At 73.9% G+C, this 26,523-nt stretch carries 21 protein-coding genes; 5 read left to right on the top strand and 16 right to left on the bottom strand.

Features of this window, described 5'->3' with window-relative positions; genetic code table 11:
• Positions 1-2,953, top strand: a 2,953-nt coding sequence (locus tag AC2CHG_RS00885) for a hypothetical protein (RefSeq protein WP_484523952.1), incomplete at its 5' end; no start/stop codon positions are given.
• Between the two features lie 73 nt (positions 2,954-3,026).
• Here AC2CHG_RS00885 and AC2CHG_RS00880 read toward each other — a convergent pair.
• The 5 genes from AC2CHG_RS00880 to AC2CHG_RS00860 form a co-directional block, all read right to left on the bottom strand.
• A complete protein-coding gene (locus tag AC2CHG_RS00880; RefSeq protein ID WP_484523951.1) occupies positions 3,027-3,677 on the bottom strand; it encodes a DUF6461 domain-containing protein in 651 nt (216 codons plus the stop codon).
• A gap of 176 nt (positions 3,678-3,853) precedes the next feature.
• Positions 3,854-4,387: a GNAT family N-acetyltransferase gene (locus tag AC2CHG_RS00875; protein ID WP_355513029.1), complete on the bottom strand. Its 534-nt coding sequence runs from the start codon at positions 4,385-4,387 to the stop codon at positions 3,854-3,856.
• 47 nt (positions 4,388-4,434) lie between these two features.
• Entirely contained in the window at positions 4,435-5,424 is a 990-nt protein-coding gene (locus AC2CHG_RS00870; RefSeq protein ID WP_484523950.1) for a BtrH N-terminal domain-containing protein, read from the bottom strand.
• Positions 5,421-6,473 carry a DUF3800 domain-containing protein gene (locus AC2CHG_RS00865; protein WP_262012124.1) on the bottom strand — a complete coding sequence of 351 codons (1,053 nt, stop codon included), beginning with the start codon at positions 6,471-6,473 and terminating at the stop codon, positions 5,421-5,423. The genes AC2CHG_RS00870 and AC2CHG_RS00865 overlap by 4 nt, the downstream gene beginning before the upstream one ends.
• Before the next feature lie 77 nt (positions 6,474-6,550).
• On the bottom strand, positions 6,551-7,123 hold the full coding sequence (locus AC2CHG_RS00860) for a DUF4240 domain-containing protein (RefSeq protein WP_262012123.1): 573 nt from the start codon (positions 7,121-7,123) through the stop codon (positions 6,551-6,553).
• A gap of 93 nt (positions 7,124-7,216) precedes the next feature.
• Here AC2CHG_RS00860 and AC2CHG_RS00855 point away from each other — a divergent pair, with 93 nt between their 5' ends.
• Complete coding sequence (locus tag AC2CHG_RS00855; RefSeq protein WP_262012122.1) at positions 7,217-8,158, top strand: ATP-binding cassette domain-containing protein; 942 nt, start codon at positions 7,217-7,219, stop codon at positions 8,156-8,158.
• Entirely contained in the window at positions 8,155-8,901 is a 747-nt protein-coding gene (locus AC2CHG_RS00850; protein ID WP_262012121.1) for an ABC transporter permease, read from the top strand. The genes AC2CHG_RS00855 and AC2CHG_RS00850 overlap by 4 nt, the downstream gene beginning before the upstream one ends.
• On the opposite strand, the gene AC2CHG_RS00845 is transcribed toward AC2CHG_RS00850, so the two are convergent.
• A complete protein-coding gene (locus tag AC2CHG_RS00845; protein ID WP_484523949.1) occupies positions 8,885-12,022 on the bottom strand; it encodes an ATP-binding protein in 3,138 nt (1,045 codons plus the stop codon). The genes AC2CHG_RS00850 and AC2CHG_RS00845 overlap by 17 nt on opposite strands.
• A gap of 245 nt (positions 12,023-12,267) precedes the next feature.
• Here AC2CHG_RS00845 and AC2CHG_RS00840 point away from each other — a divergent pair, with 245 nt between their 5' ends.
• Both AC2CHG_RS00840 and AC2CHG_RS00835 read left to right on the top strand, forming a co-directional pair.
• On the top strand, positions 12,268-13,152 hold the full coding sequence (locus AC2CHG_RS00840) for a hypothetical protein (protein ID WP_484523948.1): 885 nt from the start codon (positions 12,268-12,270) through the stop codon (positions 13,150-13,152).
• 143 nt (positions 13,153-13,295) lie between these two features.
• Entirely contained in the window at positions 13,296-13,931 is a 636-nt protein-coding gene (locus tag AC2CHG_RS00835; RefSeq protein WP_262012118.1) for a helix-turn-helix domain-containing protein, read from the top strand.
• A 74-nt stretch (positions 13,932-14,005) separates the two neighbouring features.
• Here AC2CHG_RS00835 and AC2CHG_RS00830 read toward each other — a convergent pair whose 3' ends face one another.
• The 10 genes from AC2CHG_RS00830 to AC2CHG_RS00785 are packed head-to-tail and all read right to left on the bottom strand — an operon-like array spanning position 14,006 to position 26,523.
• Positions 14,006-15,097 (bottom strand): alpha/beta hydrolase, encoded by a 1,092-nt coding sequence (locus AC2CHG_RS00830; protein WP_484523947.1) that lies wholly within the window; start codon positions 15,095-15,097, stop codon positions 14,006-14,008.
• A 5-nt stretch (positions 15,098-15,102) separates the two neighbouring features.
• Positions 15,103-16,101 carry an LLM class flavin-dependent oxidoreductase gene (locus AC2CHG_RS00825; protein ID WP_262012116.1) on the bottom strand — a complete coding sequence of 333 codons (999 nt, stop codon included), beginning with the start codon at positions 16,099-16,101 and terminating at the stop codon, positions 15,103-15,105.
• The gene (locus tag AC2CHG_RS00820) at positions 16,098-16,424 is read right to left on the bottom strand and encodes a TIGR04076 family protein (RefSeq protein ID WP_151500654.1); all 327 of its coding nucleotides are present in this window, start codon (positions 16,422-16,424) and stop codon (positions 16,098-16,100) included. The genes AC2CHG_RS00825 and AC2CHG_RS00820 overlap by 4 nt, the downstream gene beginning before the upstream one ends.
• Positions 16,421-17,425, bottom strand: coding sequence for a zinc-binding dehydrogenase (locus tag AC2CHG_RS00815; RefSeq protein ID WP_484523946.1), 1,005 nt, complete (start codon positions 17,423-17,425; stop codon positions 16,421-16,423). The genes AC2CHG_RS00820 and AC2CHG_RS00815 overlap by 4 nt, the downstream gene beginning before the upstream one ends.
• Positions 17,422-17,835, bottom strand: coding sequence for a nuclear transport factor 2 family protein (locus AC2CHG_RS00810; RefSeq protein WP_262012114.1), 414 nt, complete (start codon positions 17,833-17,835; stop codon positions 17,422-17,424). Before AC2CHG_RS00810 ends, AC2CHG_RS00815 begins: the two co-directional genes overlap by 4 nt.
• Entirely contained in the window at positions 17,832-19,097 is a 1,266-nt protein-coding gene (locus AC2CHG_RS00805) for an amidohydrolase family protein (RefSeq protein ID WP_355513059.1), read from the bottom strand. The genes AC2CHG_RS00810 and AC2CHG_RS00805 overlap by 4 nt, the downstream gene beginning before the upstream one ends.
• Positions 19,094-20,764, bottom strand: a complete 1,671-nt coding sequence (locus AC2CHG_RS00800; protein WP_484523945.1) for a hydantoinase B/oxoprolinase family protein — start codon at positions 20,762-20,764, stop codon at positions 19,094-19,096. Before AC2CHG_RS00800 ends, AC2CHG_RS00805 begins: the two co-directional genes overlap by 4 nt.
• Entirely contained in the window at positions 20,757-22,445 is a 1,689-nt protein-coding gene (locus AC2CHG_RS00795) for a hydantoinase B/oxoprolinase family protein (protein ID WP_484523944.1), read from the bottom strand. Before AC2CHG_RS00795 ends, AC2CHG_RS00800 begins: the two co-directional genes overlap by 8 nt.
• Entirely contained in the window at positions 22,442-24,493 is a 2,052-nt protein-coding gene (locus tag AC2CHG_RS00790) for a hydantoinase/oxoprolinase family protein (RefSeq protein ID WP_484523943.1), read from the bottom strand. The genes AC2CHG_RS00795 and AC2CHG_RS00790 overlap by 4 nt, the downstream gene beginning before the upstream one ends.
• A complete protein-coding gene (locus AC2CHG_RS00785; RefSeq protein WP_484523955.1) occupies positions 24,490-26,523 on the bottom strand; it encodes an ABC transporter ATP-binding protein in 2,034 nt (677 codons plus the stop codon). The genes AC2CHG_RS00790 and AC2CHG_RS00785 overlap by 4 nt, the downstream gene beginning before the upstream one ends.

Here is a 26,523-nt window from a genome sequence, read left to right as displayed (position 1 = left end):
GGTCTACCGGGCGCTGCGCCGCCGCCCGGCGCCGGCCGTCGCCGACGCGCTGATCAGCGGCGTACGCGACCGGTTCGGCGACCACGAGGCAGCCGCCCTGCTGCCCGCCTGCGGCCCGGAGACGGTACGGGCCCTGCTGCCCGACCTGGAGTACGCGCTGAACCCGGAACGGCTGATGCGGTGGCACTCCGGCGTCGTGCTGGCGCGCACCGGTGAACGGCTGGCCGCAGCCCCACCGGAGTCGCGCCGGCGCATCTGGCCGGAGGTGGCCGGCGCGGTCCTGCGCGGTGATCCGGCCCGGGTGCTGGATCTGCTCGACGAGTACGCGCCGGAGGCGTCACTGCCCGGCCCGCTCGTCGCGTACGGGCGGCTCGCCGCACACGACGCCCGCCGGGTCGTACGCCTGCTCACGTCGCCCGGCCGCGCGACCTGGCTGGCCGGAACCGCGCTGCCCCGGGCGCTGCTGGACCGCCTCGCCGTGCTGCCCACGGACGAGCTGATCCCGCTCGCCGCCCGGCTGCGAGAGCACGACCAGGCGCTCGCCGCGTTGCTGCGCGCGGTGGCGCCGAGCCGCCGCGCCGACCTGTACGACGGTGCGCTGGCCGACACCGACACCTCGGCGCTGCTGCCGGGTACCGAGGTGATGGAGCTGCTGCCCGCGCCGGTCCGGACGCGCGAGGCGGCCCGGGTGCTGGCCCTGCCGTCGGTACGCGAGCACGAGGAGCAGGTGCGGTTCTGGAGCGCGTACCTGCCGTGGCCACAGGCGTCCGAGTCGGCGAGCGCGGCACTGCGCTCGGGCGACGCGGACGAACGGGCGGACGGCTGGCGGTTGCTGGTGGCGGCCGCCAGACGCTCCCGCGACCCGCGGACCGTGGCCCAGGTGATGGTCCGGCTCGGCCGGCTGCGCAACGAGCAGGACCCGGTACGCGCGGCCGCGCTGAGCGCGCTGACCACCGTGGCGCCGCTGCTCACCGCGATGAACGCGGGCGTGCTGACCGAGCTCACCACCGACGCGGTCGACGCGCGGGACACCTCGGCGAGGACCACCGACGCGTTGAGCCGGCTCGCCGTCGACGTCCTCACCCACCACGTGGACGTGCCGGAGCTGGTCGAGTGGGCACTGCTCACCGTCGACGTGGTGAGCAGCGACGCGAACGTGCCGGTGCTGCGCAGGCTCGACACGGTGCTGCGCCACGGCCAGGAGTGGGTGGTGTTCGACCGGCTGCGCGGCCGGATCGAGGCCGGCATGGCGCGCGGCCGGTACGGGCTGCTCTTCGCGCTCACCGACGCGCTCGGCCGGCGGGCCTGGCGGCTGCCGGAGCTACAGGACCTGCTGCGCCGGGCGATCGGGCCGGACACCCTGCCCCCGGTGGCCCGCGCGGCGACCGAGCGCTGGCTCGCCGACCCGCGTACCCGCTCGCGGCGCGTCGCGGAGGTGCTCGACGTGGACGCGTCGGCGGTGGCACTGCACGAGGTGTGGGCTGTCGTCTGCGCGGCCCGCACCGACCTGCTCGACCGGGTGCTGGACCGGCCCCCGCGCGGCCGGTTCGTGGAGCGCGGCCTGCGGTGGGTGCCCGGCACGGCCCCGTACGCCCAGCGGTGGCTCCCCCGTCAGCAGGAGCGCTTCGTGGCGCTTCAGGCGCGCGTCGTCGCCGACTCCGGGCAACGGGTGTGGCGGCGGGCGGAGGCGATCCGGGCCGCCGCCGCGGCCGGTCCGGCCGGACGCGAGCTGGTGCTGCGCCACGTCGACGCGTCCGAGGCGCCGGTCGCCGAGGCGGCGCTCGGCGCGCTGGTCTGGACCGACCGGCCGGACGAGGCGTTCCCGGTGCTGCTGCGGTACGCCGACGGCGACCGGGCACGTGTCGCGCTGTACGCCGCCGGACGGGCCGCCCGGTACGTTCCGCCGGCCCGCCTGACCGACCTGCTGGGCGGGGTGCTGACCGGCGCCGCGAAGGTCACCAGCCGCAAGGAGGCCGCACGGCTGCTGGCCCGCTACGCGCGGGTGGACGCGATGGCGGCGCTCGGCGAGGCGTACGCCGATCCGGGCACGCACCGCGACGTGCGCGCGGCGATCGTCTCCGCCGCCCGGCAGCGGCTGGGACCCGAGGCGACCTGGGCCGTGCTGCGCGCGGCGGTGCACGCCAGCCGGGAGGAGCGGCGCGCGGTGCTCGGCGCGTACCCGTCGGGGATCTCGGAGCGGCACCGCCGCAGCTACGCCGGCCTGGTCGTGGCGGCGTGCCGTGCCGACGACCGGGAGGTCCGCCGCGCCGCGTTCGACGCGCTCGGCGAGTGGTCGCAGTGGCTGACCGGCGTCACCGACCTGGTCGTGGACCGGCTCACCGACCCGGACGAGACGACGCCGAGCATCGGGGTGGCGAACCTGCTGCGAGCCGGTGGGGACGAGGCCTTCCGGGCCGCGCTGGAGCGGCTGGTCCAGCGGGACGCGGCCGACGACGACCCGGGCGGCCCGGTGACCGACCGGCCCGCCCGGCGGCGCGTCGAGTCGCTCGCCGAGGGCGCGGCCCTGTGGTCCGACAGCCGCCCCGCGGGCGCCGACCGTGCCGGGCTGGTCGAGGCCGCGCGGTGGCTCGCCGGCCGGGACGGCTTCCTGGGTACGGCCACCGGCCTGCTCGTCGACCTCGGGCGGCTCGACGACCTGGACGAGGTCGCCGCGCTCTGCGCGGACCGGCCCGTGGTCGCTGTCCGTACCGCGCAACGCGTCGGCGATCGTCTGCTCACGATGCGGCGGCGGCCCGACCCGGCGGCCCTGGCCGGCACCGTCGCCCACCTCGCCGGGCGCGGAGACCTGGCCGGTGGGCTGTTCGCGGTGGCGCTCGTCGCGCACGGGTCGGAGTTCGGCTGGAAGACGCCGTGGCGGGACCTGCTGATCGGGTTGCGCCGCCATCCGGACGCCGACGTGCGGGAGGCGGCGTACACGCTCGACATGAGCTGACGCCCAGGTGGGCCCCTCGGCGGAGCCGGTCACCGGGCTGCCGGCGTGGCCGGGGTCAGGTCGGCGTCGGCGATCACCGCTCGACGAAAGGCGCCACGAGCATGGGGCGGTCAAGCATGTCCGGTGCGAACGACACCCCGGTCACCTTCGCCGCCAGGGCGAACCCTCGTGGCACGGCGTTGGAGGAACCGTCCTCACAGGCGGTGTCCCACGCGGCCTGATCCGGTGGCTCGTCCGGCCCCATGGCGAGCTCACGCGTGAAGTCGGTGAGCCGGTCAGGGTCGGAGCCGTAGCCCTCGTGCGGAACCTCCAGCCGGTAGCCGGTGACGATCGTGCCGTCGATCGCATAGTCGAGGCTGTGCTCGGCATAGTCGTGCCGGGTGACCGCCAGCACCTCGCAGCCCCGCGACAGTTTCGTCAGCACCTCGTGGTCCGTGGTCATCCAGCCGTAGGGTTCGATGACCACGCACCACGTGCCGGCTTGGAAGACGCCCACGTAGCCGCCGCCATCCTCGCCGCGCGTCTCATCGAGGAACTTTCGTGCCTTGTCGTCGAGCCCGCTGAAGTCCGACACCTGGCCGGAGTGCTCCTCACGGCTGAAGCGGTACACCACCTCCGCCGGGTCGAGCCCGTGGAAGAAGGCCACGCTGAAGATGTCACCCAGGGGACCGCCGTCGGAGACGTTGAGCCACTGGAACGGGGCCAAGGGATCGATTGTCGTCATGCGCGACATGATGGCAGGGCCGCAGCCCGGTCAGACCACCGCGCCGGCCGCTGGCAGCGAGGGTCCATCGACGATTGACGCGCAGTCCTGTCCACCCCGACATCCGCTACCACGACCTCGGCCCCACGCTTCTCGATGCGGCCGAAGTCGACCGGCAACATAGCTGTGCAGAGGGTCTAGCTTCCTGCGGCCGGCAATTGCATCCTGTAGATGTTGCGTAGCGCCCCGTTCACGTCGGCCGTTTTCCACCATCGGAACCCCAGCTTTCGGCTGACGTTCTGTGATGGGTGGTTATCCGGGTGGATGATCGCGAGCAGGTCGCCGCTGTACTCCCCGGCAGCTCTGACCAGGAGCGCTTCGGTTGCCTCAGTGGCGTAGCCCTTGCCGCGAGCCGCTGGATCGAGTCGGTAGCCCCACTCCAGCCATCGGCGACCCTCTAGATCGATCCAGTCAACTCCGGTATAGCCGACGACAACCCCGGACGACAGTTCAACGATCGCCTGCTTGGCGAACGAGACCTCCGCGCACAGCGCGATCGTCCGGTCGAACCGCTCGTGGGCCTCGCGAAGTGTCAGGGCGCCGCCAGAGAAAGTCATGAAGCACTCGTCGCAGAAGAGCTCTACGAAACGTGGCCGGTCCGCCTCGACGACATCACGAACCTTGACCCGAGGCATCGTCACGGGACGAAGATCTGTCTGCTGCTCCGGCACGCTGACCAGTATGCCGTTCAAGCCTGCCTCCGACTTCGCCACAGGCCCTACCCGGCGTCGACGGCGGCCAGCACTGTCATCGCCTCGCGTTCCCGGGCGGCCAGGTCGGTGAGGACCGCCGACGCGCGGGTCAGATGGGCCGCGTCGCCGGTGCGCCCGGCGGCCGCGATGTGGTCGGCCACGGCGGTCCACAGCGGGGCGATGTCGGCGTACATCAGATGTGCCCGGCGCAGGTGGGCGTCGCCGGTGACGGTGGCGGCCTCGGCGAGGAAGTCCCGGTACAGGGCGCGGAACAGCGCGCCGCCGGTGCCGCCGCGTTCCATCAGCGTCGCGGCGAGCGGCAGGTCACGGGCCGGGTCGGCGGCGCGGCCCAGCCAGCGGGTCACCCGGGCCGCGGCGGTGGCGATCCCTCGGTGGCCGAGGTTGGCGATCGGCGGGTCGAGGAACGCCCCGGCGTTGGCGCGGACCGCCGCGCGGACGGCGGCGTCCAGGTCCGGCGGGGCGCCGGGCGCGGTGAGCGTGTACGACAGGTGGCGCGCGGTCATCGGCCCACGCGCGGCGCGGGCCCGGGCCAGGCTGTCCAGCGTGGTGGTCACCGCGCCGCCCTGCTGGGCGGTGTCGACCAGGTGGGCGTGCGTGTCGTCGTAGCCGTACATCGCGACTGTGTGCCCGCCGAAGTGGACCCTGGTGGTGAAGTAGTCCAGGTGGTACGAGTCGAGTTGCAGGCCGACCGGCTGACCGGCGTCAAGCGCGTCGGTGACGTTCCGCCACGCCCTGGCCGCCGACGTCGTCTCCCGCACGCGCAGGTCCAGGCCGAGGCGGCCGGCGGCGGCCCGGGTCACCCACAGCGGCTTGGTGCGCCCGCCGAGGAACGGCACGTCCATGCCCTTGGCGTCCCAGTAGACGAAGCCGAGCCCCTCGCCGAGGCCGAACAGCATCGGCTCGGAGAGGTCCAGGCCGGCGTGCCGGGTCAGCACCCCGAGCGTGGTGGTCTCGCAGTGCACCCCGGCGCGAGGTGTCACGTTGTCAAGGATCACGTCGGCTCCTGTTCCGCCGTCACGGCGTTCGGGTCGTGCGTCGCGACGACGGCGCCCGGGTCGTGGCCGGGGGCCGGGGACAGCAGCGGGCGCAGCGGCCCGTCGCCCGGGGTGCCGGACATCCGGCGGGCCACCCCGGCGAGCAGGTCGGCGGCCTGGACGCGCGGGTCGTCGCGCGAGTCGGTCATCACCAGCCCCGCCAGCGGCGACGGGCCGGCCGGGTCGCGCGCGGCCAGTACCGCCTGGAGGCGGCGCAGCCGGTCCTCGGTGAGGGCGCTCTGCTCGTCGTGGATCACCAGCACCCGCCGCCGACCGGCGCTCCAGTGCAGCACGGTCTCGGCCAGCGCCGGCAGCAGCGGCTCCAGCGGTGGCGGGATCGTCCGGTCGCCCGCGTACAACCGGGCCTGCACGGCTGCCACCCGGGCCGGGTCGAGCGCGTCGAGGACCGCGCCGGCCTGCGCGTCGCCGACGTGGCGCCGCAGCGCGTCCCGCGCCGCGAAGAACCGCTCGACGCTCCGGTCGTCCGCCCGGTCCCGCCGCTTGGTGCGCAGCATCTCGACCACTGCCGCGAGGAAGGCCGCCCAGCCGGGCCCGGCCGCCCGCCCGGCCCGGTGCAGCGCCGCCGCCGGTCGCCGGTCACCGGAAAGCCGGGTGCCAGCCGCATACGACGGCTCGGCCAGCAGCAGGTCGACGACGCGGGTGGCGAGGAAGAACTCCTTGTCGACGAGGTGTACGTGCGCCCGGCCGCGCAACGCCGACAGGAACCACTGCACCGCCTCGGCGGCTTCGCGGCGGCGCAGGAACTGCCGCGACTTGACCTCGTCGGGCGAGAACCGGAACCCGGACCGCAGCGTACTGATCAACGCGGCGGCCTCGTCACGGGTCAGGTCGACGCCGGCGTGGACGATCACCGGGGTGGCCGGGTCGAGCAGGTTGGTGCCGGAGAAGCCGGACTCGTCGCAGGCGATCTCCCGCACCGCGCCGGTCAGCGCCTCGCCGGGTGGCAGCCCGCCCTGGAGCGGCAGCCTCGCACCCGTCGACCCGGCCATGCCGACCATGCTCGCCCACCCGGCCCGCGGTGGACCAGCGGTTAACCCGGATCGGGTCGGCGGCGGGCCGTGACGCCTCATTCCACCGGCCGGTAGATCGCCGCCAGGCGCGGCAGGCGGGCGCGCATCTGCTTGTCGTCGTCGAAGTCGAAGTCCTCACCGGCCGGGTCGGCCGGCGCCGGGCCGGGGGGAGCAGCGCGGTCGGCGGCGGCGAGCGCCTCCCAGAACGCGTCGGTGTCGGTGCCGGTCGCCGCGGCGTACGCGTCGCCCGCCGCGCTCAGCACCGCCTCGCACTCGACCGCGTCGTCGTCCGGGTCGACACCGGCGTCGGCGAGGGAGTCGGGATCGGCTACGGCCCGCTCCCAGACCGCCCGCCCCTGCGCGACCAGCCAGCCGCGGAAGTAGTCGAACCCGTCGTCCGAGCAGCCGCCGCGCATCAGGTAGGCGGCCGCCCACAGGTCCCAGCGCCACCCCTCCTCGGTCACGTCGTCGTACGCCTGCTCGAAGCCCACTATCGCCGCCGGACTCAGCACCGACAGCTCCGCGACCAGATGCCGGGCCACCGCGTCGGCTCCCTCGGCGGTGACCGTCTCGCGTCCCGCGGCGCGACGCGCCCGCTCCACGATGTCCCAGAACGTCTCCCGATCCACGGCGCGACCGTACGCCGGCCCACCGACAAGCTGTCAGCGCCCGTGTCAGCGCCGTGTCAGGGCGGTGGCGGTACGGCCGCCCATGGTGGTCGCATGACGAGTTCAGCGATAGCGGTCTCCGGGCTGCGCAAGGCGTACAAGGACCGGGTGGTGCTCGACGGCATCGACCTGGACGTCCCCGCCGGGACGATCTTCTCGCTGCTCGGCCCGAACGGGGCCGGCAAGACGACGACTGTGAACATCCTGACCACGCTGATCCGCGCCGACGCCGGGTCGGTGCGGGTGGCCGGGCACGACGTGGCCACCGAGGCCAAGGCGGTCCGCGCGGCGATCGGCGTGACCGGGCAGTTCGCGGCGGTGGACGAACTGCTCACCGGGCGGGAGAACCTGCAACTGATGGTCGACCTCGGTCCGCGTAACCGCGTGACCGGCAAGCGGGTCGTCGCCGAGCTGTTGGAACGGTTCGACCTGGTCGAGGCCGCCGACAAGCTGGTGTCGACGTACTCCGGGGGCATGCGCCGCAAGCTGGACCTGGCGATGACGCTGGTCGGCGAGCCGCGGATCATCTTCCTGGACGAGCCGACGACCGGGCTGGACCCGCGCAGCCGGCGGACCATGTGGTCGATCATCAGGGAACTGGTGGCCGGCGGCGTGACGGTCTTCCTCACCACCCAGTACCTCGACGAGGCCGACCGCCTCGCCGACCGGATCGCGGTGCTCGACCAGGGCCGGCTGGTCGCCCAGGGCACGCCGGAGGAGCTGAAGCGCCGGATCCCCGGCACGCACGTGCGGTTGCGGTTCGGCACCGGCGCCGAACTGGACGCGGCGGCGCTGGTGCTGCCCGAGGCGGTACGCGACGAGGAGGCGCTGGCGCTGCGCGTGCCCACCGACGGCGGAACCGCCTCGTTGCGCGCCCTGCTCGACCGGCTGGACGCACACGCGATCAGCGCCGGCGACCTGTCCGTCCAGACCCCCGACCTCGATGACGTCTTCCTGGCCCTGACGGGCCGTACCACGGAGGTGGCCGCGAAATGAGCAGGAACCACTCGGTCGTCATGCTGCGCCGCAACCTGACGCACCTGCGCCGTAACCCGACCTCGGTGTTCAACGCGGTGCTGATGCCGATCATCGTGATGCTGATGTTCGTGTACATGCTCGGCGACGCGTTCTCCGTCGGCGTCGACTACGTCGACTACGCGACGCCGGGCCTGATGCTGCTGGCGGTCTGCTACGGCCTCGGCGGCACCGCGACGTCGGTGAACTCCGACATGACCAAGGGCATCATCAACCGGTTCAAGGTCATGCACGTCTCCCGGGGCGCGGTGCTGACCGGCCACGTCGTGGCCACCGTGCTGACGAACGTCCTCGCGGTCGCGGCCCTGGTCGGGGTGGCGTTCCTGCTCGGCTTCCGCCCGGCCGCCGGACCGCTGCACTGGCTCGGTGCGGCCGGCATGGTGGTGCTGCTCAGCGTCGCGGTCAGCTGGTTCACGGTCGCGCTTGGCCTGTTCGCCAAGTCGCCGGAGTCGGCGGGCATGGCCTCCGTGCCGCTGGTCCTGCTGCCGTTCTTCAGCAGCGCGATCGTGCCCGCCGACAAGATGGGGCCGGGACTGCGGCAGATCGCCGAGTACCAGCCGTTCACGCCGATCATCGAGACCCTGCGCGGCCTGCTCGAGGGCGCGCCGTCGGCCGGCGACGTGATCCCCGCGCTCGCCTGGTGCGCCGGCATCGCGGTGGTCGGCTACCTGTGGGCGCGGTCCACGTTCACGAAGCGAGCGTGACCTCGACCAGCCGCTCCCAGCCGGTCTCCCGGCCCTGTGCGACCGCCTCGGCGAACCCCGCGTCGCCGAGGCGGTCGCGCGCCGCCGCCTCGATCCGGGGCACGTCGGGGTGGGTGCGGTCGGGCTGCCCGCGTACCGCGGTGGCGGCGCCGAGCAGCCGCGCCGCCTGGTCCGGCCGGTCCAGCCGCAACGCCAGGTCCGCGACACCGACGAGCACCTGCGCGGTCAGCGGCGCATAGCCACCCTCGCGCGCCGCCCGGCACGCCGCCGCCCGATGGGTACGCGACAGCTCGGCGTCGTCGGTCAGGTAGCCCAGCAGATCCTGGGTGCCGGCCCGGACACTGGCCAGGTCCGCCTCGTCGCCGAGCAGCGCCGACACCGACCGCATCTGCGCGTACGCCTCGTCCGCGTCACCGTCGTGCCGGGCCAGGTACGCCCGGACCAGCGCCAGTTCGGCCAGGGCGCCCGGCCAGGCGACCCCGGCGGCGAGCCGGTGCGCCTCGGCCAGCGCGGCGGCGCTCGCCGTCCCGTCGCCGCTCAGCCGGTACAGCCAGGCCAGCCGCGCCCGCATCCGGATCACGTCCTCGACGGCGCCGACCTCGGTGACCGCCGTGACCGCCTGCTCGTAGTAGTCGCAGGCGGCGGCGACGTCACCGCGTACGGCGATCAGCTCGGCCAGCTCGCTGAGCGCGAACGAGATCCCGAAGCGTTCGCCCACGGCCCGGAACTCGGCGAGCGCCTGCCGCAGGCACGCCTCCGCCTGCGCCGCCTCGATGCCGAGGATGACCCGCAGCTTGCCCAGGTGCAGCCGGGCCAGCGCGCGTACCCACGGATCCTCGTGGTCCAGCAGCGACTCCCAGGCGGGCAGCAGCGCGTCCGGCTCCCGCAGCATCCGCTCCATCGGCACGACCAGGGCCAGCTCCGGGTGGCTGCCGCGGCCCTCGTCGCTCAACCGGTACGCCTTGTGGATCCACTCCGCCGCGTGCTGCGCGTCGCCCGGCCCGGAACTGAGGAACAGCACCACGAGCCCGTACACCACGGCGCGGATGTCGTCGGGCACCTCGCCCGGCGCCTCGGTGGCCGCGATGATCAGTTCCATGCCCTCGCTGCGGTGGCCGCCGAGCCACCAGTACCAGCCGGCGCCGGCCGCGAGCCGCATCGCCTCGCGCCCCTCATCCGCGGCGAGCGCCCCGCGCATCGCGGCGGTGACGTTGTCGTGCTCGGCTTCGAGCCGCGCGAGCCAGGTGAGCTGGTCGGCGCGGCGCAGCCGCGGCTCGGCCGCCTCGGCCAGCGCGGTGAAGTACGCCAGGTGCGCGTGGCGCGCGAGATCCTCCTCCCCCGCCTCGGCGAGCCGCTGCGCGGCGTACTCCTTGATCGTGCCGAGCATGCGGTAGCGCGGCCCGACGTCGCCGGCGGCGACCAGCAGCGACTTCTCGGTCAGCGTGGTGAGCAGGTCGAGCACGTCGCCCGGCTCGACGGCGCCGCCGGCGCAGACCCGCTCGGCCGCGTCCAAGCCCGCCCCGCCGGAGAACACCGACAGCCGGCGCAGCACCGCGCGTTCGGCGTCGCTGAGCAGTTCCCAGCTCCAGTCGACCATGGCCCGCAGCGTCCGGTGCCGGGGCAGGGCGGTCCGGCTGCCGCCGGTGAGCAGCCGGAACCGGTCGTCGAGCCGGGTGGCGAGCTGGTCGACGGACATGGTGCGCAGCCGCGCCGCGGCCAGCTCGATCGCCAGCGGCATCCCGTCGAGCGCGCGGCAGATCCGCGCCATGGTCGCTGACGTGTGGTCGTCGAACGCCAGGTCGCGGCGGACGGCGGCGGCCCGGTCCCGCAGCAGGCGGACGGCGGGCGACGACTCGACCTCGGCGACCGGGGCGTCGCCGCCGGGCAGGCCCAGCGGCGCGACCGGCCACAACGCCTCCCCGGTGATGCCCAGCGGTTCCCGGCTCGTGGCCAGGATCCGCAGCCGCCTGCACTCGCCGAGCAGCCGGTGCGCCAGCGCCGCCGCCGCCTCGACGACGTGTTCGCAGTTGTCCAGGATCAGCAGCATCGCCCGGTCCCGGATCGCCGCCACCAGCCGGTCGACCGGTTCCGCGCTGCCCGCGTCGCCGAGCAGCGCGTCCCGTAGGCCGAGCCCGGAGATCGTCGCCTGCACGACGTCCCCGTCGGCGCTGATCGCGGCGAACTCGACCAGCCACACCCCGTCCGGCAGGTCGCCCGTCATCCGGCGGCCGGTTTCCGTGGCCAGCCTGGTCTTCCCCGAGCCACCCGGACCGGTGAGCGTGGTGAGCCGGTGCTCGCCCACCAGCGCGCCCACGGCGGCGAGGTCGGCGTCCCGCCCGACGAAGCTGGTCAGCTCGGCGCGCAGGTTGGTCCGGCGGGTGTCCTCCCGGCGGACCGTCTCGCCGCGCAGCAGGGCGACGTGCAGCGCCGACAGCTCCGGCGACGGATCGGCGCCGAGGGCGTCGGCGAGCGCGTCGGCGGTGCGCTGGTAGACCAGCAGCGCCTCGGTGTCCCGGCCGGCCGCGACCAGCGCGCGCATCAGCGACATGGCGAGCCGTTCGCGCACCGGATGGGCCGCCACCAGGTCGGTCAGCTCCGGGATCAGATCGGCTTCCCGGCCGAGCCCGATCTCCGCGTCGTACCGGTCCTCCGTCGCGGTCAGGCGCAGCCGTTCCAGCCGGGTGGCCGCCGCGTCGAGCGCCGGGCTGTCGGGCAGGCCGACGTCGCGAAGCGCGTCGCCACGCCACAGGCCCAGCGCCTCGCGCAGCAGCCGGACCCGCTGCGTCCCGTCCCCGTCGCGTGCCCGGCGGACGAGACGTTCGAACCGTACGGCGTCGACAGCGTCGGGCTCCACGGCGAGCCGGTAGCCGTCGGGCAGCCCGTCGACAGCGCCGACCGGCAGGGCCTTGCGCAGCCGGGACACCAGCCGTTGCAGCGCGTTCGCGGCGTCGGCGGGCGGCTGCTCGCCCCAGATCCAGTCGACGAGCGCCGCCTTCGGGACCACCCGGCCGGGCTGGAGCGCGAGGGCGGCCAGCAGCCCGCGCAGCCGCGCGCCCGGCACGTCGGCCGGGACACCGGCGTCCGTGGTGACCTGGAACGGCCCGAGCAACCCGATCTGCACCCGCCGATCCTGCCACGCCCGGCGACCCGGCCCGGGTCACCGCCCCCGCCGGTCAGGTGGCAGGCGCGGGTGCCGGCGCTACCTGGGCAGGGCACCCATCTCGCACGGGGCACCTCCGGGACACCGATCCTGATAAATTGCGCGCTCCGCACGGGTTCGACGGGGGAATGCGCATGTCCGACACGGGGGCCGGATCCGATCAGGAAGCGACGGGGAACGGGGAACAGCGGGCCGACACCGCCTGGATGCCGCCGGCCGTTTCCGGCCCGCCACCACCACCCGTCACCGGGCCGGGTCACGAGCCGCCCGGCCCGGTTTACGGACCGCCCACAGCGGATCCGCCGTACGGGCCGGCCGCGCCGGCCCCGCCGTACGGGCCGTACCCGCCGCCCGGCCCGCCGTCGTCGCGCCGCAACCGCGGTCTGGTCGTCGCCGTCGCGGCGCTGAGCGTGCTGCTGCTGGTGACGTGCTCGGGCCTGATCGGCGGCGCGTTCCTGCTGGGTTCCTCGCCCCGCGAGACGGCCGAGCGGGAGCCCGCCGCGCCGCCGGTGGCGCCCTGGCGGTCGTCCGGCGCGACGCCCACGCCGGGTGCGACGGCGAGCGTGGAGCCCTCGACGCGCGGACCGCAGCCCAGCGACTTCCCGGCGGCGCAGATCTCCGACCTCAACGACGTGTGCGACGGGGTCCTCTACTTCCCGCAGTCGCCGAAGCGCACCGGCGCGGCGCCGCACCCGGTGGCGCTGCTCGTCGGCACCGACATCGGCACGCGCCGTCACGACCGGGTCTACTACTACGACGAGGGCCTGTCGAAGCGGGTCGAGCGGACCTGGGCGTCGGAGGACCCGAAGGCCGTGCAGATGGTCGCCTGCCTGGATCGCACCAGCACCGGCGCGACGATCCGCAAGTGCCGCTACGACGACCCGAAGCCGGACACGCTGACGCTGCTGAAGGCCACCTACCGCCTGCGGGTGTACGAGGTGGCGACCGGCCGCAGGCTGCTGGACAAGAGCATGGGCGGGGACGACCAGCAGTGCCCCTTCGTGGTCCTGTACGGACCGGACAAGAAGATCTACGCCGAGGTCAGCCACCGGTCGCTGCTCTCGGCGCTGCGCAATCTCGTCAAGCGGTAGGCGGGCGACGCCGGCCGGGGTCCACCCGGGACGACGCGGGGAAACCGGCCGCACGGCCCCTCGCGCGCCGGCCGGGATGTTCGATACCATCGAACATCCCGGCGGAGGTCCCGCCACCTCGACAGGAGGTCCCCGTGCGGCCCATGAACAGTCAGCCGCCGTCGGAGCAGGCCGGCTCCGGTGGCGCCGCGGACGAGAACACGCCCGCCGGCGTCGTCGGCGGCCGGATCCGGCGCTACCGCAAGGAACGCGGGCTGACCCTGCGCGGCCTCGCCTCCCGCTCCGGGCTGTCCATCGGCTTCCTGTCCCAGGTCGAGCGCGGCATCTCCTCCATCGGCCTGACCGCGCTCGGCAGCGTCGCCAAGGCGCTCGACCGGTCGGTGGCCGACTTCTTCGACGCCGGCACGCCGTCGCCGGACAGCACCGTCTCCTCGCTCCCCCGGCACTTCACGCTGACCAGGGCGGAGACGGCCGCGACGCAGTACGTATCCGGGCAGCAGACCTACCGCATGCTCTCCGACCGGGGGCCGGACCTGGTGCTCGAACCGATGCTCGTGCACATCGCGCCGGGCGGGCGCCGGGAGAACGCGTACGGCCACCGGGGCGAGGAGTTCGCCTACGTCATCTCCGGCGAGCTGCTCTACGAGGTCGAGGGCGTCGAGCATCGGCTGTTCCCGGGCGACAGCGTGCACCTGCGCTCGTCGGTGCCGCACCAGCTCTACAACGACACCGACGCGGTGACGACAGTGGTCTCGGTGGTCACGCCCCGCCTGTTCTGACCGGCACGCCGGGCACCACGAATCGCCCTCCGATTTCACGTAGGTGAACACGGAGGGCGATTCGCTGTGTGGCGTCAGCGACCGAGGCGCGCGTCCACGGCGGTCATCGTGTCCTGCCAGACGACCGAGGCCGGGTCGATGACGGTGAAGTGGTCCCCCGGCTGTTCGAGGTAGCGCACGTCGTCGCCGGCGTCGGCCGCCGCCACGGCGTAGCGCCGGTTGGCGTCGACGAGGTCGAGGCTGTCCTCCGTCCCCTGCACGAGCAGTGCGGGCACCCCGGCCGGCAGGCGGAGCATCGGGTCGCTCTCGGCGTACCGGCGCGGTGCCGTCACCGGTGAACCGCCCAGCGCGGCGGCGACAGCGCCGTCGCCGAGGTAGCGCCGCTCGCCCTCGGTGAGGTCGAGCACCCCGGCCAGCGACACCGCGAGCGCGACACGCGGCCCGCCCGGACGCGCGGCCAGGTCCGCCGCGGCACGCAACGCGAGCTGCCCGCCGGCCGAGTGTCCCAGCACGACGATCCGGTCCAGGTCGACCAGCCCGTCGCGGGCCGGTTCCCGCAGCGCGCGCAGGCCCGCCTCGACGTCCTGCGTGGTCGCGTCCCAGCCGTGCCGGTCCGGGCGCCGGTACTCCAGGTTCCAGGACGCGTACCCGCGCCGGGCCAGGTCGGCGGCGAGCGCGTCCATCAGGTCCGCGCCCCAGATGGACCGCCAGAACCCGCCGTGCAGCAGCACCGCGACCGGCGCCGGCCCGGCGTCCGGGGTGGACGGCAGCCGCAGGTCGCCCCACTGGTCCGGGTCCGGGCCGTAGGCGATCCGGGTGGCCGGCGCGCGGAGGCGGTGCACGGCGTGCCGGATCGCCCAGGCCAGGCCCCACAGTCCCCGTCCGGCCAGGTGGACCGCGCCGGGCACCGGCGACTCGACGGTCAGGTCGTACCAGACCACGCCGGACGGCTGCGCGCCGATGAGGGCACGGGCCGCCGGTGTGGGGCCGGGCAGCGCCACCACCGGCTGGTCCGTCGCGGCGAGCAGCGAGCGCAGCTCGTCGGCCGAGCCGGCGGTGACCACCTGACCGGCGACGTCCAGTTCGGCGCAGGTGGCGTCGGCCAGCGACGCCAGCAGGGCCGGGTCGGCCACCAGGCCGGGGCCGACCACCACGGTGAGCCGCACCTGGCTCACCTCCGCAGCAACGGCAGGACGGCCGAGCCGAGCAGGTCCACGCCGCGCTCGTCGGTGAGGCCGTGCGGCGTACCGAACTCGACCCGGCGCACGCCCGCGTCGATGAGCGCCTGGGCCTGCGCGGCGACCTGCTCCGGCGTGCCGGAGAAGGCGAACCGGTCGAGCACGTCGTCCGGGATCAGCCGGCCCGCCGCCTCGTCCTCGCCCGCGTCGACCAGGTCACCGACGCGCTTGACCAGGTCGTCCGGCATCTCGACGGTCGGGTCCAGCTCGGCCACCACCGCCAGGTACATGGCGACCTCGGTGCGGGCCTTGGCGCGGGCCGCCTCGCCGTCGGTGTCGACGACCGTCACGGCGCCGAGCACGATGCCGACGTCCGCGACGTCGCGTCCGGCCTTCTCCGCGCCGGTCCGCAGCCGTTCACGGATCACCGGGACCATGTCCGGGTTGGCGCTGCCGCCCACCTTGATCTCGTCGGCGATCCGCCCGGCCAGCGCCGCGCCCTGCGGGCCCCACGCGCCGAGCAGCAGCGGCGGGTCGGGCCGCTGCACGTCGTAGCGCAGCGCGGTGCCGGGGGCGAGCGAGAAGACCTTTCCGGTGAAGCCGCCGCGGTCGCCGCGCAGCAGGCGGTAGACGACCTGGACGGCTTCCTCGAGGGTGGTCAGCGGCCGCGGCTGCGGCAGGCCGACAGCGCCCAGCCAGGTCCCTCGGGCCAGACCCAGGTAGGCCCGCCCGTGCGAGGCCAGGTCCAGGGCGGCGATCTGACCGGCGATCTCGTACGGCGCCATCGAGTACGGGTTCAGGCAGGCCGCGCCGAGGCGTACCCGTTCGGTCGCCTGTGCCATCTCCAGCAGCGGGAAGATCGGCGGCTGGTACATCAGGTCGCCGAAGACGGTGAGCACGTCGAAGCCGTGCGCCTCGGCGGCGCGGGCCAGCCGGGCGTAGGCGCCGGCCGGCTTGTCGCTCTGCAGGCCGAGCCCGATCTCGACGGTCATGTCAGGTCCGCCGAGTTCATCGTGCGCCGGCAGGTCCGTTCCACCTTCATGACGAGCCGCTCCTCCGGGTCGGGGCAGATGAAGTGGGAGTCCTGGGCCAGCCAGTCCCCCGGCGCCAGATCACGCTGCTTGGCGGCGAGGAAGGGCAGCACCGAGGCGAGCGCGTACACGCAGAAGTGCTTTCCCTCGGGCAGCCGCAGGTGCGCGCTGTTCGTCAGTTCGAAGTGGTCGCCCACGGCCATGCCGCAGACCGACCGGCCCTCGATCCGGTCGACTGTCACCTTCAGGTCGTAGATCTCCATGTCGCCGTCGCTGTCGCTCACGGTCCCTCCCCCTCGTCGATCCGTACGATGATCTTGCCGGTGGTCCGGCGTTCGGCCAGTTCGGTGAGCGCCGCGGGGGTCTCGTCGAGCGACACGACGCGGCTGACCGGCGGCCGGACCGCGCCGGAGGCGCACATGTCGAACAGCTCCTGGTAGGCCGCCTCGACGGCCGACGCGCGCTGCCACGGGTACTGCGAGCCCCAGGACAGGCCGACGAGTGTCGCGTTCGCCGCCATCAGTCGCAGCGGGTCCACCGGCGGCGGCGCGCCACCGGCCGCGCCCACCGCGACCAGGCGGCCCTCGAACGCCAGGCACTCCCAGGAGCGGGCGAACACGTCGCCGCCCACCGGGTCCACCACGACGTCCACGCCCCGTCCGCGTGTGGCCGCCAGCACGGCGGGCACGAAGTCGTCCGCCGTGTAGTCGATCGCCACCTGGGCGCCGTGGTCGCGGCAGATCGCGGTCTTGGCCGGGCCGCCCGCGGTGGCCAGGACCCGCGCGCCACGGGCGACGGCGAGCTGGATCGCGGCGATGCCCACCCCACCGGCGCCCGCGTGCACAAGCACCGTCTGCCCCGCGGTGAGAGCGGATCGTTCCAGCGCGAACCACGCGGTCTGGTAGGTGACGGGCAGCGCCGCCGCGGTGACCGGGTCGACAGTGGGCGGTCGCGGCACCACCACCGCGGCGTCCGCCGTCACGGTGCTGCCGAGCGCGCCGCGCGGCAGCGCCGGGCAGGCGAGCACCTCCTGACCCAGCAGGTGCTCGGCCCCGGCTCCGGCGGCGACGACCCGGCCGGCCGTCTCCACGCCGGGTGTCATCGGCGGGTCCGGCCGCACCGGGTACTCGCCCCGGCAGAGCATGACGTCCAGGAAGTTCAGCCCCACCGTACGGACGGCGAGCCGTACCTCACCGGGGCCGGGCGGCGGGTCGTCGGGCAGCTCGGCGACCGACAGCACGTCCGCCGGCTCGCCGGTCCGCCCGGCGACCAGCCGCCGGATCACGCCGCGCCCACCGGTTCCCGGACCAGCTCGGCGTGGTGGTGCACGATCACCCAGCGGCCGTCGATCCGGCGCACCACGTCGGTGACCCGGGTGATCTCCGGCTCGTCGTCCGGGCCGAGCTGCGCGACCAGCTCGTACCGGGCGACGCCGAAGTCGTCCCAGACGTCGATGCGCTTGTCCCGCGCGGCGAGCACCGCCAGCCGGGGCCGCTGTCCCGCGGCGTCGCGCCGGGCGCGGTACTCGTCCAGCTCGGCCCGGGTCCGCAGCGGCCCGGGCAGGTGCGTCTCCCAGGTGGTCACGTCGGGGTCCAGGTGCGTGTCGAACCGCTGCTGGTCCCCGGCGAGGAACGCGTCGTACATGTCGTCGATGCCGGCGGCGATCGCCGCGGCGCCTGAATCCGCGAACGTCATCGCGTCTCCTCCTGGTTCCGGTCGTCGCGGGCGATCTGCCCGCCCTTCATCACCCACCGCACGTCCCGGAACGCCGAGGTGTCGGCCAGCGGGTCGGCGTCGGTCGCGATCAGGTCGGCGAGCTTGCCGGCCTCGACAGTGCCGAGGTCGGACTCGGCGCCGAGCCACCGGATCGGTCCGAGCGTGCCGGCGTGGATGGCCCGCGCGGTGCCGATCCGCTCGGACATGTACTCCAGCTCCCGGATCGAGGCGGTGGTGCCCTCGAACTCCCAGAACGGGGGCATGTCGCTGCCGAGCAGCACCTCCACCCCGGCGGCGATCGCCATGTCGAAGCTCTCCAGGTGCCGGGGGCCGGCGCCGAGCGACCGGCACTGCATCCACTCCGGCACGCCCAGCTCGTCGAAGAACTCCTTGCACCGGGTCACCAGCAGCGTCGGCACGAGCGCGGTGCCGCGCTCGGCCATCCGCGCCGCGACCTGCGGAGTGAGCTGGTAGCCGTGCTCCACGCAGTCCAGTCCCAGCTCCACGGCCGCGCCGATCACGTCGGCCGGTCCGGCGTGCGCTGTCACCTTGCGGCCCCACGCGTGCGCGGTCTCGATCACCGCGCTCATCTCGTCGGCGAACAACTGGGGCGTGTGGATGCTCTCGTGCTCACCGGCGATACCGCCCGAGATCATCACCTTGATCAGGTCGGCGCCGGCCTTGATCTGGCTGCGGACGCCGTGGCGGAAGCCCACCGGGCCGTCACATTCGAGCGTGTCGTTGCTCTCGTGGCCGTGCCCGCCGGTGCACACCAGCGCCCGGCCGGCGGTGTAGATGCGCGGACCCGGCACGCGCCCGGCGTTGATCGCCCGCCGCAGCGCGAAGTCGGCGTGGTCCTTCTCCGCCACGCAGCGCACAGTGGTCACGCCGGAGTGCAGCGTGCGCCGCGCCCCGTCGGCCATGTAGTGGGCGAGGTCGTACGCGCCCATCCCCTTGACGCCCTCGCCGGCGGAGCCGGGCAGCGACAGCGAGAAGTGGGTGTGCATGTTGACCAGACCGGGCGTCACGTAGGCGCCGTCGAGGTCCACCTCGGTCAGCCGGCCGGCGGCCCGCGCCTGCTCGGCCACCTCGGCGTACGGCCCGACGGCGGCGATCCGGTCACCCCGGACCCACACCCCGGCGCCGGTCACGGGCGCCATGCCGTCCACCACGCGGGCATCAAGCACTGTGCAGTCGCCGAGCAGCACGCTCGGCTGTTCGGGCGAATAGGCGGCACTCACGCGATCACTCCATAAACGTCTCGGGCGGCCCGCGCGGAGACGTAGCCCTCGGCCACGTCCCGTCGCACCGCCTCCGGATCCCGACTCCTCGGGTCACCGTGCCCGCCGCCACCGGCGGTCAGCAACGTCACCCGATCCCCCACCGCCACCGCGGTACGCCGTGTGCTCACCCGGTGCTCCCGGTCCGTGCCAGGGAAGACGACCACCTGGTTCGGCTCCGGCTGCTCGCCGCCGGCCAGCGCCCACGGCGCGCTCTTCGTCTTCTTGATCACCGACAGGAACTCACCGGGCGTCACGAACCGGATGTCCCGCCGCAGGCCGCAGCCGCCCCGGAACCGGCCGGCGCCACCGGAGTCGGTACGGATCTCCAGGCGCTCGAAGAACATGCCGGTCTTCGACTCCAGCACCTCCACAGGCGTGTTGCGCGCCTGGGTCTGGCACAGGTGGTTCGCCGGTCCGATGCCGTCGTGCCGGGGCGTGCCGCCCCAGCCGACCGGGTCGTTGTTGCTGACCGCGAACAGGTCGCCGGTGTCCGGGTGCCGGCCGACCATCATGAACCCGGGCACGTCGCCGCCGGACGAGGCGGCCATCCGATCCGGCATGCCCTGCGCCAGCGCCTTGAGGATCAACTCCAGCGCGACGGTGCCGGTCCACTGGGTGAACGTGGCGGCCGGGTACTGCGCGTGGAACAACGTACCGGGCTCGGCGCGTACCCGCAGGGGCGCGAAGTGCCCGGCGTTCGTCTGCTCGTGCGGCGTGGTGACCCCCTTGAACGCGACCCGGCAGGTGGCGATGGTCGCGCCCAGCGGCAGGTTCACCGGCCCGGGCACCGCCGGCGACGACCCGGCGAAGTCCACTGTGAACTCGCCGTCGGCAACGGTGACGGTGACCCGCATCCGGATCGGGTCGTCGGTGACGCCGTCGTCGTCGAGCCAGTCCTCGGCGGTCCAGCTGCCCTGCGGCAACGCGGCCACCGCCTCCCCGGCACGCTGCGCGGCGGCGTCGATCACCCGGTCGACCACCGCGTCGACCACTGCGGGGCCGTAGTGGCGGTACAGCTCGGTCACCCGCCGCTCGCCGGTCCGCAGCGCGGCGATCTGCGCGTTGAGGTCGCCGAGCACGAGTTCCGGCATCCGCGAGTTGAACCGGATCACCTCGTGGATCTCCGACACCGGCTCGCCCCGGGAGTACACCTTCGTGCCGGGGAAGATGATCCCCTCCTGGTGCATGTCCGTGGAGTCGAGCACGTAGCCGGGATCCTTGGCGCCCAGGTCCATCCAGTGCGCCCGGATGCACAGGAAACCGATCAGCTCCTCGCTGTCCGGCAGCACGACCGGCGCGAACATCGTCGCGTCGTACGTGTGCGCCGCGTTCCAGTACGGGTAGTTGAGCAGCACCACGTCGCCGCGGTGCAGATTCTCCACGCCGACGTACTCGACGCCTTTGCGCAGCGAGTAGTCGTTGGCGCCGAGGAAGCGGGACAACCCCGTGGACTCCGCGACCAGCCGCAGCCGCCGGTCGTAGACGGAGATGCCGAAGTCGTACACCTCGTAGATCACCGGGTTGAACGCGGTGCGCACCAGCGCGGCCCGCATCTCCTCGGCGGCCGAGACGAGATGGCTGCGGACGACCTCGACGGTCGCCCCGTCGACCGTCGGCTCACCCATCGACGTCCACTCCGTAGACGTCCCGGGCCGCCTCCCGGGAGACGTAGCCCTCGGCCACGTCCCGCCGCACCGCCTCCGGGTCGCGGCCGCGCGGGTCGCCGTGCCCGCCGCCACCGGCGGTCAGCAGGGTGACCCGGTCGCCCGCCGCCACCACGGTGCGCTTGGTGCTCACCCGGTGCTCGCGGTCGGTGCCCGGGAACACGACCACCTGGTTCGGCTCGGGCTGCTCGCCGCCGTCGAGCGCCCACGGCGCGCTCTTTGTCTTCTTGATGACGGTGAGGAACTCGCCCGGGGTCAGGAACCGGATGTCCCGCCGCAGGCCGCAGCCGCCCCGGAACCGGCCCGCGCCACCGGAGTCCGCGCGGATCTCCCAGCGCTCGAAGAACATCCCGGTCTTGGCCTCCATGACCTCGATCGGGGTGCCCCGGCCGGTGCTGCCGGAGACGTGCGTGGCGGCGTCCATGCCGTCGTGCTGCGCGGTGCCGCCCCAGCCCACCAGGTCGTTGTTGCTGACCGCGAACATCTTCCCGGTGTCCGGGTGCAGGCCGACCATCATGAAGCCGGGCACGTCGCCGCCGGAGGAGGCTGGCAGCCGGTCCGGCATGCCCTGCGCCAGCGCCTTGAGGATCAGCTCCACCGCGACGATGCCGGTCCAGAGCGTGAACGTGGGCTGCGGGTAGACGGCGTGGAACAGGGTGCCCGGCTCGGCCCGCACCTCCAGCGGTGCCACGGTGCCGGCGTTCGACGGCTCGTCCCGCGACGTCAGCGACTTCAGCACGACCTTGCAGATCGCCTCGGTCGCCCCGAACGGCATGTTGATCGGGCCACGGGTGGCCGGGGCCGAGCCGGCGAAGTCGACGATGAAGCGCCCGTCGTCGATCGTCACCGTGACGCGCATCTTCACCGGGTCGTCGGTGATGCCGTCGTCGTCCACCCAGTCCTCGGCGGTCCAGGTGCCCTGCGGAAGCGTCGCGAGCGCCGCCCGGGCGCGGGCCTCGCCGTCGGCGATGATCCGGTCGATCGCCTGGTCGACGGTGTCCCGGCCGAACTTCTCGATGATCTCCAGCATCCGGCGCTCGCCGGTACGCAGCGCGGCGATCTGCGCGTGCAGGTCACCGAGCACCGCGTCGGGCATCCGCGAGTTGAAGCGGATCAGCTCGTGGATCTCGCGCACCGGCACGCCCCGGGACACGACCTTGGTGCCCGGGAAGATCAGCCCCTCCTGGTGCATGTCGGTCGAGTCGAGCACGTAGCCCGGGTCCTTGGCGCCCAGGTCCATCCAGTGCGCGCGGACGCAGAGGAAGCCGATCAGGTCGCCGTCCGCGTCCGGGTCCGCCTCGTCCGGCCGGAACACCGGGGCGAACAGCGTCGCGTCGTACGCGTGCGCCGCGTTCCAGTACGGGTAGTTGAGCAGCACCACGTCGCCGCGGTGCAGGTTCTCCCGGCCCACGTACTCCACGCCCTTGCGCAGCGAGAAGTCGTTCGCACCGAGGAAGAACGTCAGCCCGGTGGCCTCGGCGACCAGCCGCAGGTCGGCGTCGTACATCGACAGGCCGAAGTCGTGCACCTCGTAGATGACCGGGTTGAACGAGGTACGGATGAGGGTGGCCCGCATCTCCTCCGCGGCCGACAGCAGATAGCTGCGGACGACCTCGACCTGGGCTCCGTCCAGCGTGGTCATGCGGCTTCCTCCAGGGTGACGAGCAGGTATCCGTGGTCGTCGACGGTGACCCGCTGACCGCTGGGCACCACTGTGGTGGACGTGCCCTCGTCGACCAGCGCCGGTCCGTCGAAGGTGTCGCCCGGCTCCAGACGGGCGCGGTCGTAGACCGCGAACGGCACCACCGCGTGCTGCCCGAAGTCGTACGCGTCGCGGTGCGCCAGCAGCGCCTGCGACGGGTCGCCGTCGCCGCGCGGCAGGGTCTCCAGCTCCGGCCGGTCGGTGCGCCCGATGCCGCGCACCCGCAGGTTGAGGATCTGGAGCGGGTTGCCCATGGTGTGGCCGTACCGGGTGCGGTGCGTCTCGTCGAACGCGGCGCGGATCGCGTCGCGGTCCAGCTCACGCCCGACGGTGACCATCAGGCTGTGCTCCTGGCCCAGGTAGCGCAGCTCGAACTGCCGCTCCAGCACCGCCTCGCCGGCCGGCACGCCCTGCGCCACCAGCGACGCGACCGCCTCGGCCTCGACGGCCTTGAACAGCTGCTCCAGCTCCGACAGGTCGGCGTCGTCGAGCGTGGCCATCACGGTACGGCTGAAGTCGTTGACGATGTCGGCCGAGAGCATGCCCCAGGCGGAGAAACCGGACGGCGCGAACGGCACGACCACCTCGCCGATGCCCATCTCCCGGGCCAGCAGCGGCGCGAGCAGCGGTCCGGCGCCACCGAACGCGAGCAGCGCGAACTGCCGCGGGTCGTGCCCCCGCTCGACGGTGATCTGCCGGACCGCGCCGACGGTGCGGGCCAGCAGCACGTCGAACACGCCCGCCGCCGCGTTCTCCACGCTCAGGCCGAGCGGATCGGCCAGCTGCTCCTGGATCGCGGCGCGCGCCTCGGCGTCGCGCAGGCCCATGGTGCCGGCGAGGAACCGGTCCGGGTCCATGTAACCGAGCACCACCGCCGCGTCGGTCACAGTCGGCCTGGTGCCACCGCGGCCGTAGCAGACCGGGCCGGGGTCGGCGCCGGCGCTCTGCGGGCCGACCTTGAGCAGGCCGTGGTCCAGCCAGGCGATCGAGCCGCCGCCGGCGCCGATGGTACGGATGTCGTACGTCGGGATGAGCAGCGGGAAGTGCTCCAGCTGGGCCTCGTACGTGGCGACCGGGTAGCCGCGCTCGATCACGCAGGCGTCCAGCGAGGTGCCGCCGATGTCGAACGTGAGCACGTTGTCCCGGCCCAGCTCCGAGGCGACGTAGGCGGCGCCGACGATGCCGCCGGCCGGGCCGGACAGCACGGTGTGCGTGGGTGCGGTCTTGGCGACCGCGCTGGTCATCGAGCCGCCACCGGACCGCATGATCAGGAAGCGCCCGGCGAACCCGCGCTCGGCCAGGCCGGACTCCAGCTCGTCCACGTACCGCTCGAAGATCGGCCGGATGTACGCCTCCAGCACCGTGGTGCTGGTGCGCTCGTACTCCCGGTACTCGCGCACGATGTCTGTCGACAGCGACAGGCTGACCTCGGGGAACTCCTCGTGGATGAGGCGCGCGGCCTCCCGCTCGTGGCTCGGGTCAAGGAACGAGTGCAGGAAGCAGATGGCGATCGAGGTGACCTGCTGGTCCACCACGAGCGTGCGGGCGGCCTCCCGGACGCTGTCCGGGTCCAGCGGCTCCACCACGCGTCCCCGGTAGTCGAGGCGGCCCCGCACACCGGCGGTGAAGCGGCGCTGCACCAGGCTCTCCGGCCGCTGGTACTGGAAGTCGTACATGTGGTCGGACGGCACGTTGCCGCGGCCGATCAGGAAGATGTCCCGGAAGCCCTCGTTGGTGATGATGCCGGTACGGCCACCACGACGCTCCAGCACCGCGTTGAGGCCGAGCGTGGTGCCGTGGATGAACAGCTCCACCTCGGACAGGTCGGTGCCGAGCGCGGTGATCGCGTTGAGGACACCGTCCGCGGGCCGGGCCGGGGTCGTGGCCGCCTTGCGGAAGCGGACCCGGTTGGTGCGCGTGTCCAGCTCCATGGCGTCCACGAAGGTCCCGCCGATGTCGACGGCGAGCCGGATGGGGCGACGGGTCATGGCGTGACAGCCTGCCTTCCGATGAGGGCGGGAAGCTCGGGAACGCGCCAGCAGGCGGCCCGGCTCTCGCCGTACGACTGAAGCTCCTGCTGCTCCGATCGGCACCGGTCGGTGACGAACGGGCACCGGGCGGCCAGTGGGCACCCGGTCGCGGCGTCGGCTTCCTCCAGGTCCTTGACCAGCTCGACGGCCTCGCCGTCGGACCCGGTCGTCCCGCCGAGGCGGGGGGCGCTGCCCAGCAGCGCCCGGGTGTACGGGTGCCGGGGCGTGTCGAAGACGACGTCCACCGGTCCCTCCTCGACGACCCGGCCGAGGTAGAGCACCACGACGCGGTCGGCGAACCCGCGCACCGTGGCCAGGTCGTGGGAGATGAACACCGAGGCGCGGTCCGCGTCGGCGGCCACGTCGGCGATCACGTCGAGGATCTGCGCCTGGACGGTGACGTCCAGCGCCGACGTCGGCTCGTCGAAGACGATCAGATCCGGCTCGCCGACCAGCGCGCGGGCGATGCCGATGCGTTGCGCCTGGCCGCCGGACAGCTCGTGCGGGTAGCGCTGGAGGATCGACCGGTCCAGCTCCATCCGGTCCAGCACGGCGGTGACGCGCGCCTCCCGCTGCGCCGGGGACAGGCCGGCGGCGCGCAGCGGCTCGGCGATGGAGTCGCCGACGGGACGGCGCGGGCTGAGCGAGCCGATCGGGTCCTGGAACACGAGCTGCGCCCGGGTGCGGGCCCGGCGCAGCGCCCGGCCCCGCGGCCGGGTGCGGCCCGGCTGCTTTACCAGCGCCTGCCCGGCGACCGTGACGGTGCCGGACGTGGGCGCGACCAGGCCCATCACGAGCTTTGCGAGGGTGCTCTTGCCGCAGCCGCTCTCGCCCACCACGCCGAGCGTCTCGCCCGGCCCGAGCCGGAGCGTGACGCCGCGCAGCGCGTGGTGCCCGCCGGAACCGAACCGGCTGCGATAGACGACGTGCGCGTCCTCGATCTCCAGCACCGCGGGCTTCGGGTCGGTGCCGGCCGCGACCACGCCGGACGCGGCCGGCGTGTGCGCCGCCCGCGGCACGTCGGCGTCCAGCGGCCGGGTCTGCGGGTGGAAGCAGGCGAGCGACCACTCGCCGCCGCCGGGCACCGGCACGGTGGCCGGGCGCCGGGACGAGCAGGTGCCGTCGGCGTGCGCGCACCGGGCGACGAACGGGCAGTTGTGCGGCGCCTGCGTCAGCAGCGGCATGGCGCCGGGGGTGGCGACGACCGGCCGGCCGCCGACGTCCGGCACCGAACGCAGCAGCGCCCGGGTGTACGGGTGCGCGGGCTCCCGCAGCACCTGCGCGGCCGGTCCGCTCTCCACCACGGTGCCGGCGTAGAGCACCACCACCCGGTCGCAGACCTCCGCGATGGACGCCAGGTCGTGCGAGATCAGCAGGACGCCCCGGCCGTCGGTGTCGGCGGCGTGCCGGAACTGGCGCAGGATCTCCCGGGTCAGTGTCACGTCGAGGCCGGTGGTCGGCTCGTCGGCGATCAACAGCTCCGGCGCGCAGCCGGTGGCCAGCGAGATCATCACGCGCTGGGCCATGCCGCCGGACAGCTCGTGGGCGTACGCGTCGAGCCGCCGCTGCGGGCTGCGGATGCCGACCGCCTCGAACAGCTCGCGCGCCGCCTCCCGGGCCCGCTCGCCGGACATCTCCTGGTGGGTGGCGAGCCGGTCGACGAGCTGCTTGCCGATGGTGCGGGTGGGACTGAGCGCGCCGCGCGGGTTCTGGAAGCAGATCGCCACCCCCCGCCCGCGGTGGGCGGCGAGCGCGGCGTCGTCCATGCGCAGCACGTCCGAGTCGCCGAACAGCACCCGCCCGGTGGCGTGCGAGCCGCCGGGCAGCAGCCCGACGATGGCGCGGGCCACCATGCTCTTGCCGCCGCCGCTCTCGCCGACCAGGCCGACGACCTCGCCGGGCCGGACGGCGAAGCTCACGCCGCTGAGCGCTGCGACCTGCCGGCCGGGCCGGCGGATCGTCACGGAGAGGTTCTCGATCGACAGCAT

The organism is Micromonospora sp. ATLC20, from assembly GCF_057196585.1.
This window is presented reverse-complemented; position numbering and strand designations above follow the sequence as displayed.

Coding starts and splice junctions, on each gene's coding strand:
- AC2CHG_RS00795 (WP_484523944.1), bottom strand. CDS start 22,445: ATGACCACGCTGGACGGAGCCCAGGTCGAGGTCGTCCGCAGCTATCTG.
- AC2CHG_RS00810 (WP_262012114.1), bottom strand. CDS start 17,835: ATGACGTTCGCGGATTCAGGCGCCGCGGCGATCGCCGCCGGCATCGAC.
- AC2CHG_RS00850 (WP_262012121.1), top strand. CDS start 8,155: ATGAGCAGGAACCACTCGGTCGTCATGCTGCGCCGCAACCTGACGCAC.
- AC2CHG_RS00790 (WP_484523943.1), bottom strand. CDS start 24,493: ATGACCCGTCGCCCCATCCGGCTCGCCGTCGACATCGGCGGGACCTTC.
- AC2CHG_RS00855 (WP_262012122.1), top strand. CDS start 7,217: ATGACGAGTTCAGCGATAGCGGTCTCCGGGCTGCGCAAGGCGTACAAG.
- AC2CHG_RS00880 (WP_484523951.1), bottom strand. CDS start 3,677: ATGACGACAATCGATCCCTTGGCCCCGTTCCAGTGGCTCAACGTCTCC.
- AC2CHG_RS00825 (WP_262012116.1), bottom strand. CDS start 16,101: ATGACCGTCGAGATCGGGCTCGGCCTGCAGAGCGACAAGCCGGCCGGC.
- AC2CHG_RS00800 (WP_484523945.1), bottom strand. CDS start 20,764: ATGGGTGAGCCGACGGTCGACGGGGCGACCGTCGAGGTCGTCCGCAGC.
- AC2CHG_RS00785 (WP_484523955.1), bottom strand. CDS start 26,523: ATGCTGTCGATCGAGAACCTCTCCGTGACGATCCGCCGGCCCGGCCGG.
- AC2CHG_RS00840 (WP_484523948.1), top strand. CDS start 12,268: ATGCCGCCGGCCGTTTCCGGCCCGCCACCACCACCCGTCACCGGGCCG.
- AC2CHG_RS00865 (WP_262012124.1), bottom strand. CDS start 6,473: ATGGCCGGGTCGACGGGTGCGAGGCTGCCGCTCCAGGGCGGGCTGCCA.
- AC2CHG_RS00835 (WP_262012118.1), top strand. CDS start 13,296: ATGAACAGTCAGCCGCCGTCGGAGCAGGCCGGCTCCGGTGGCGCCGCG.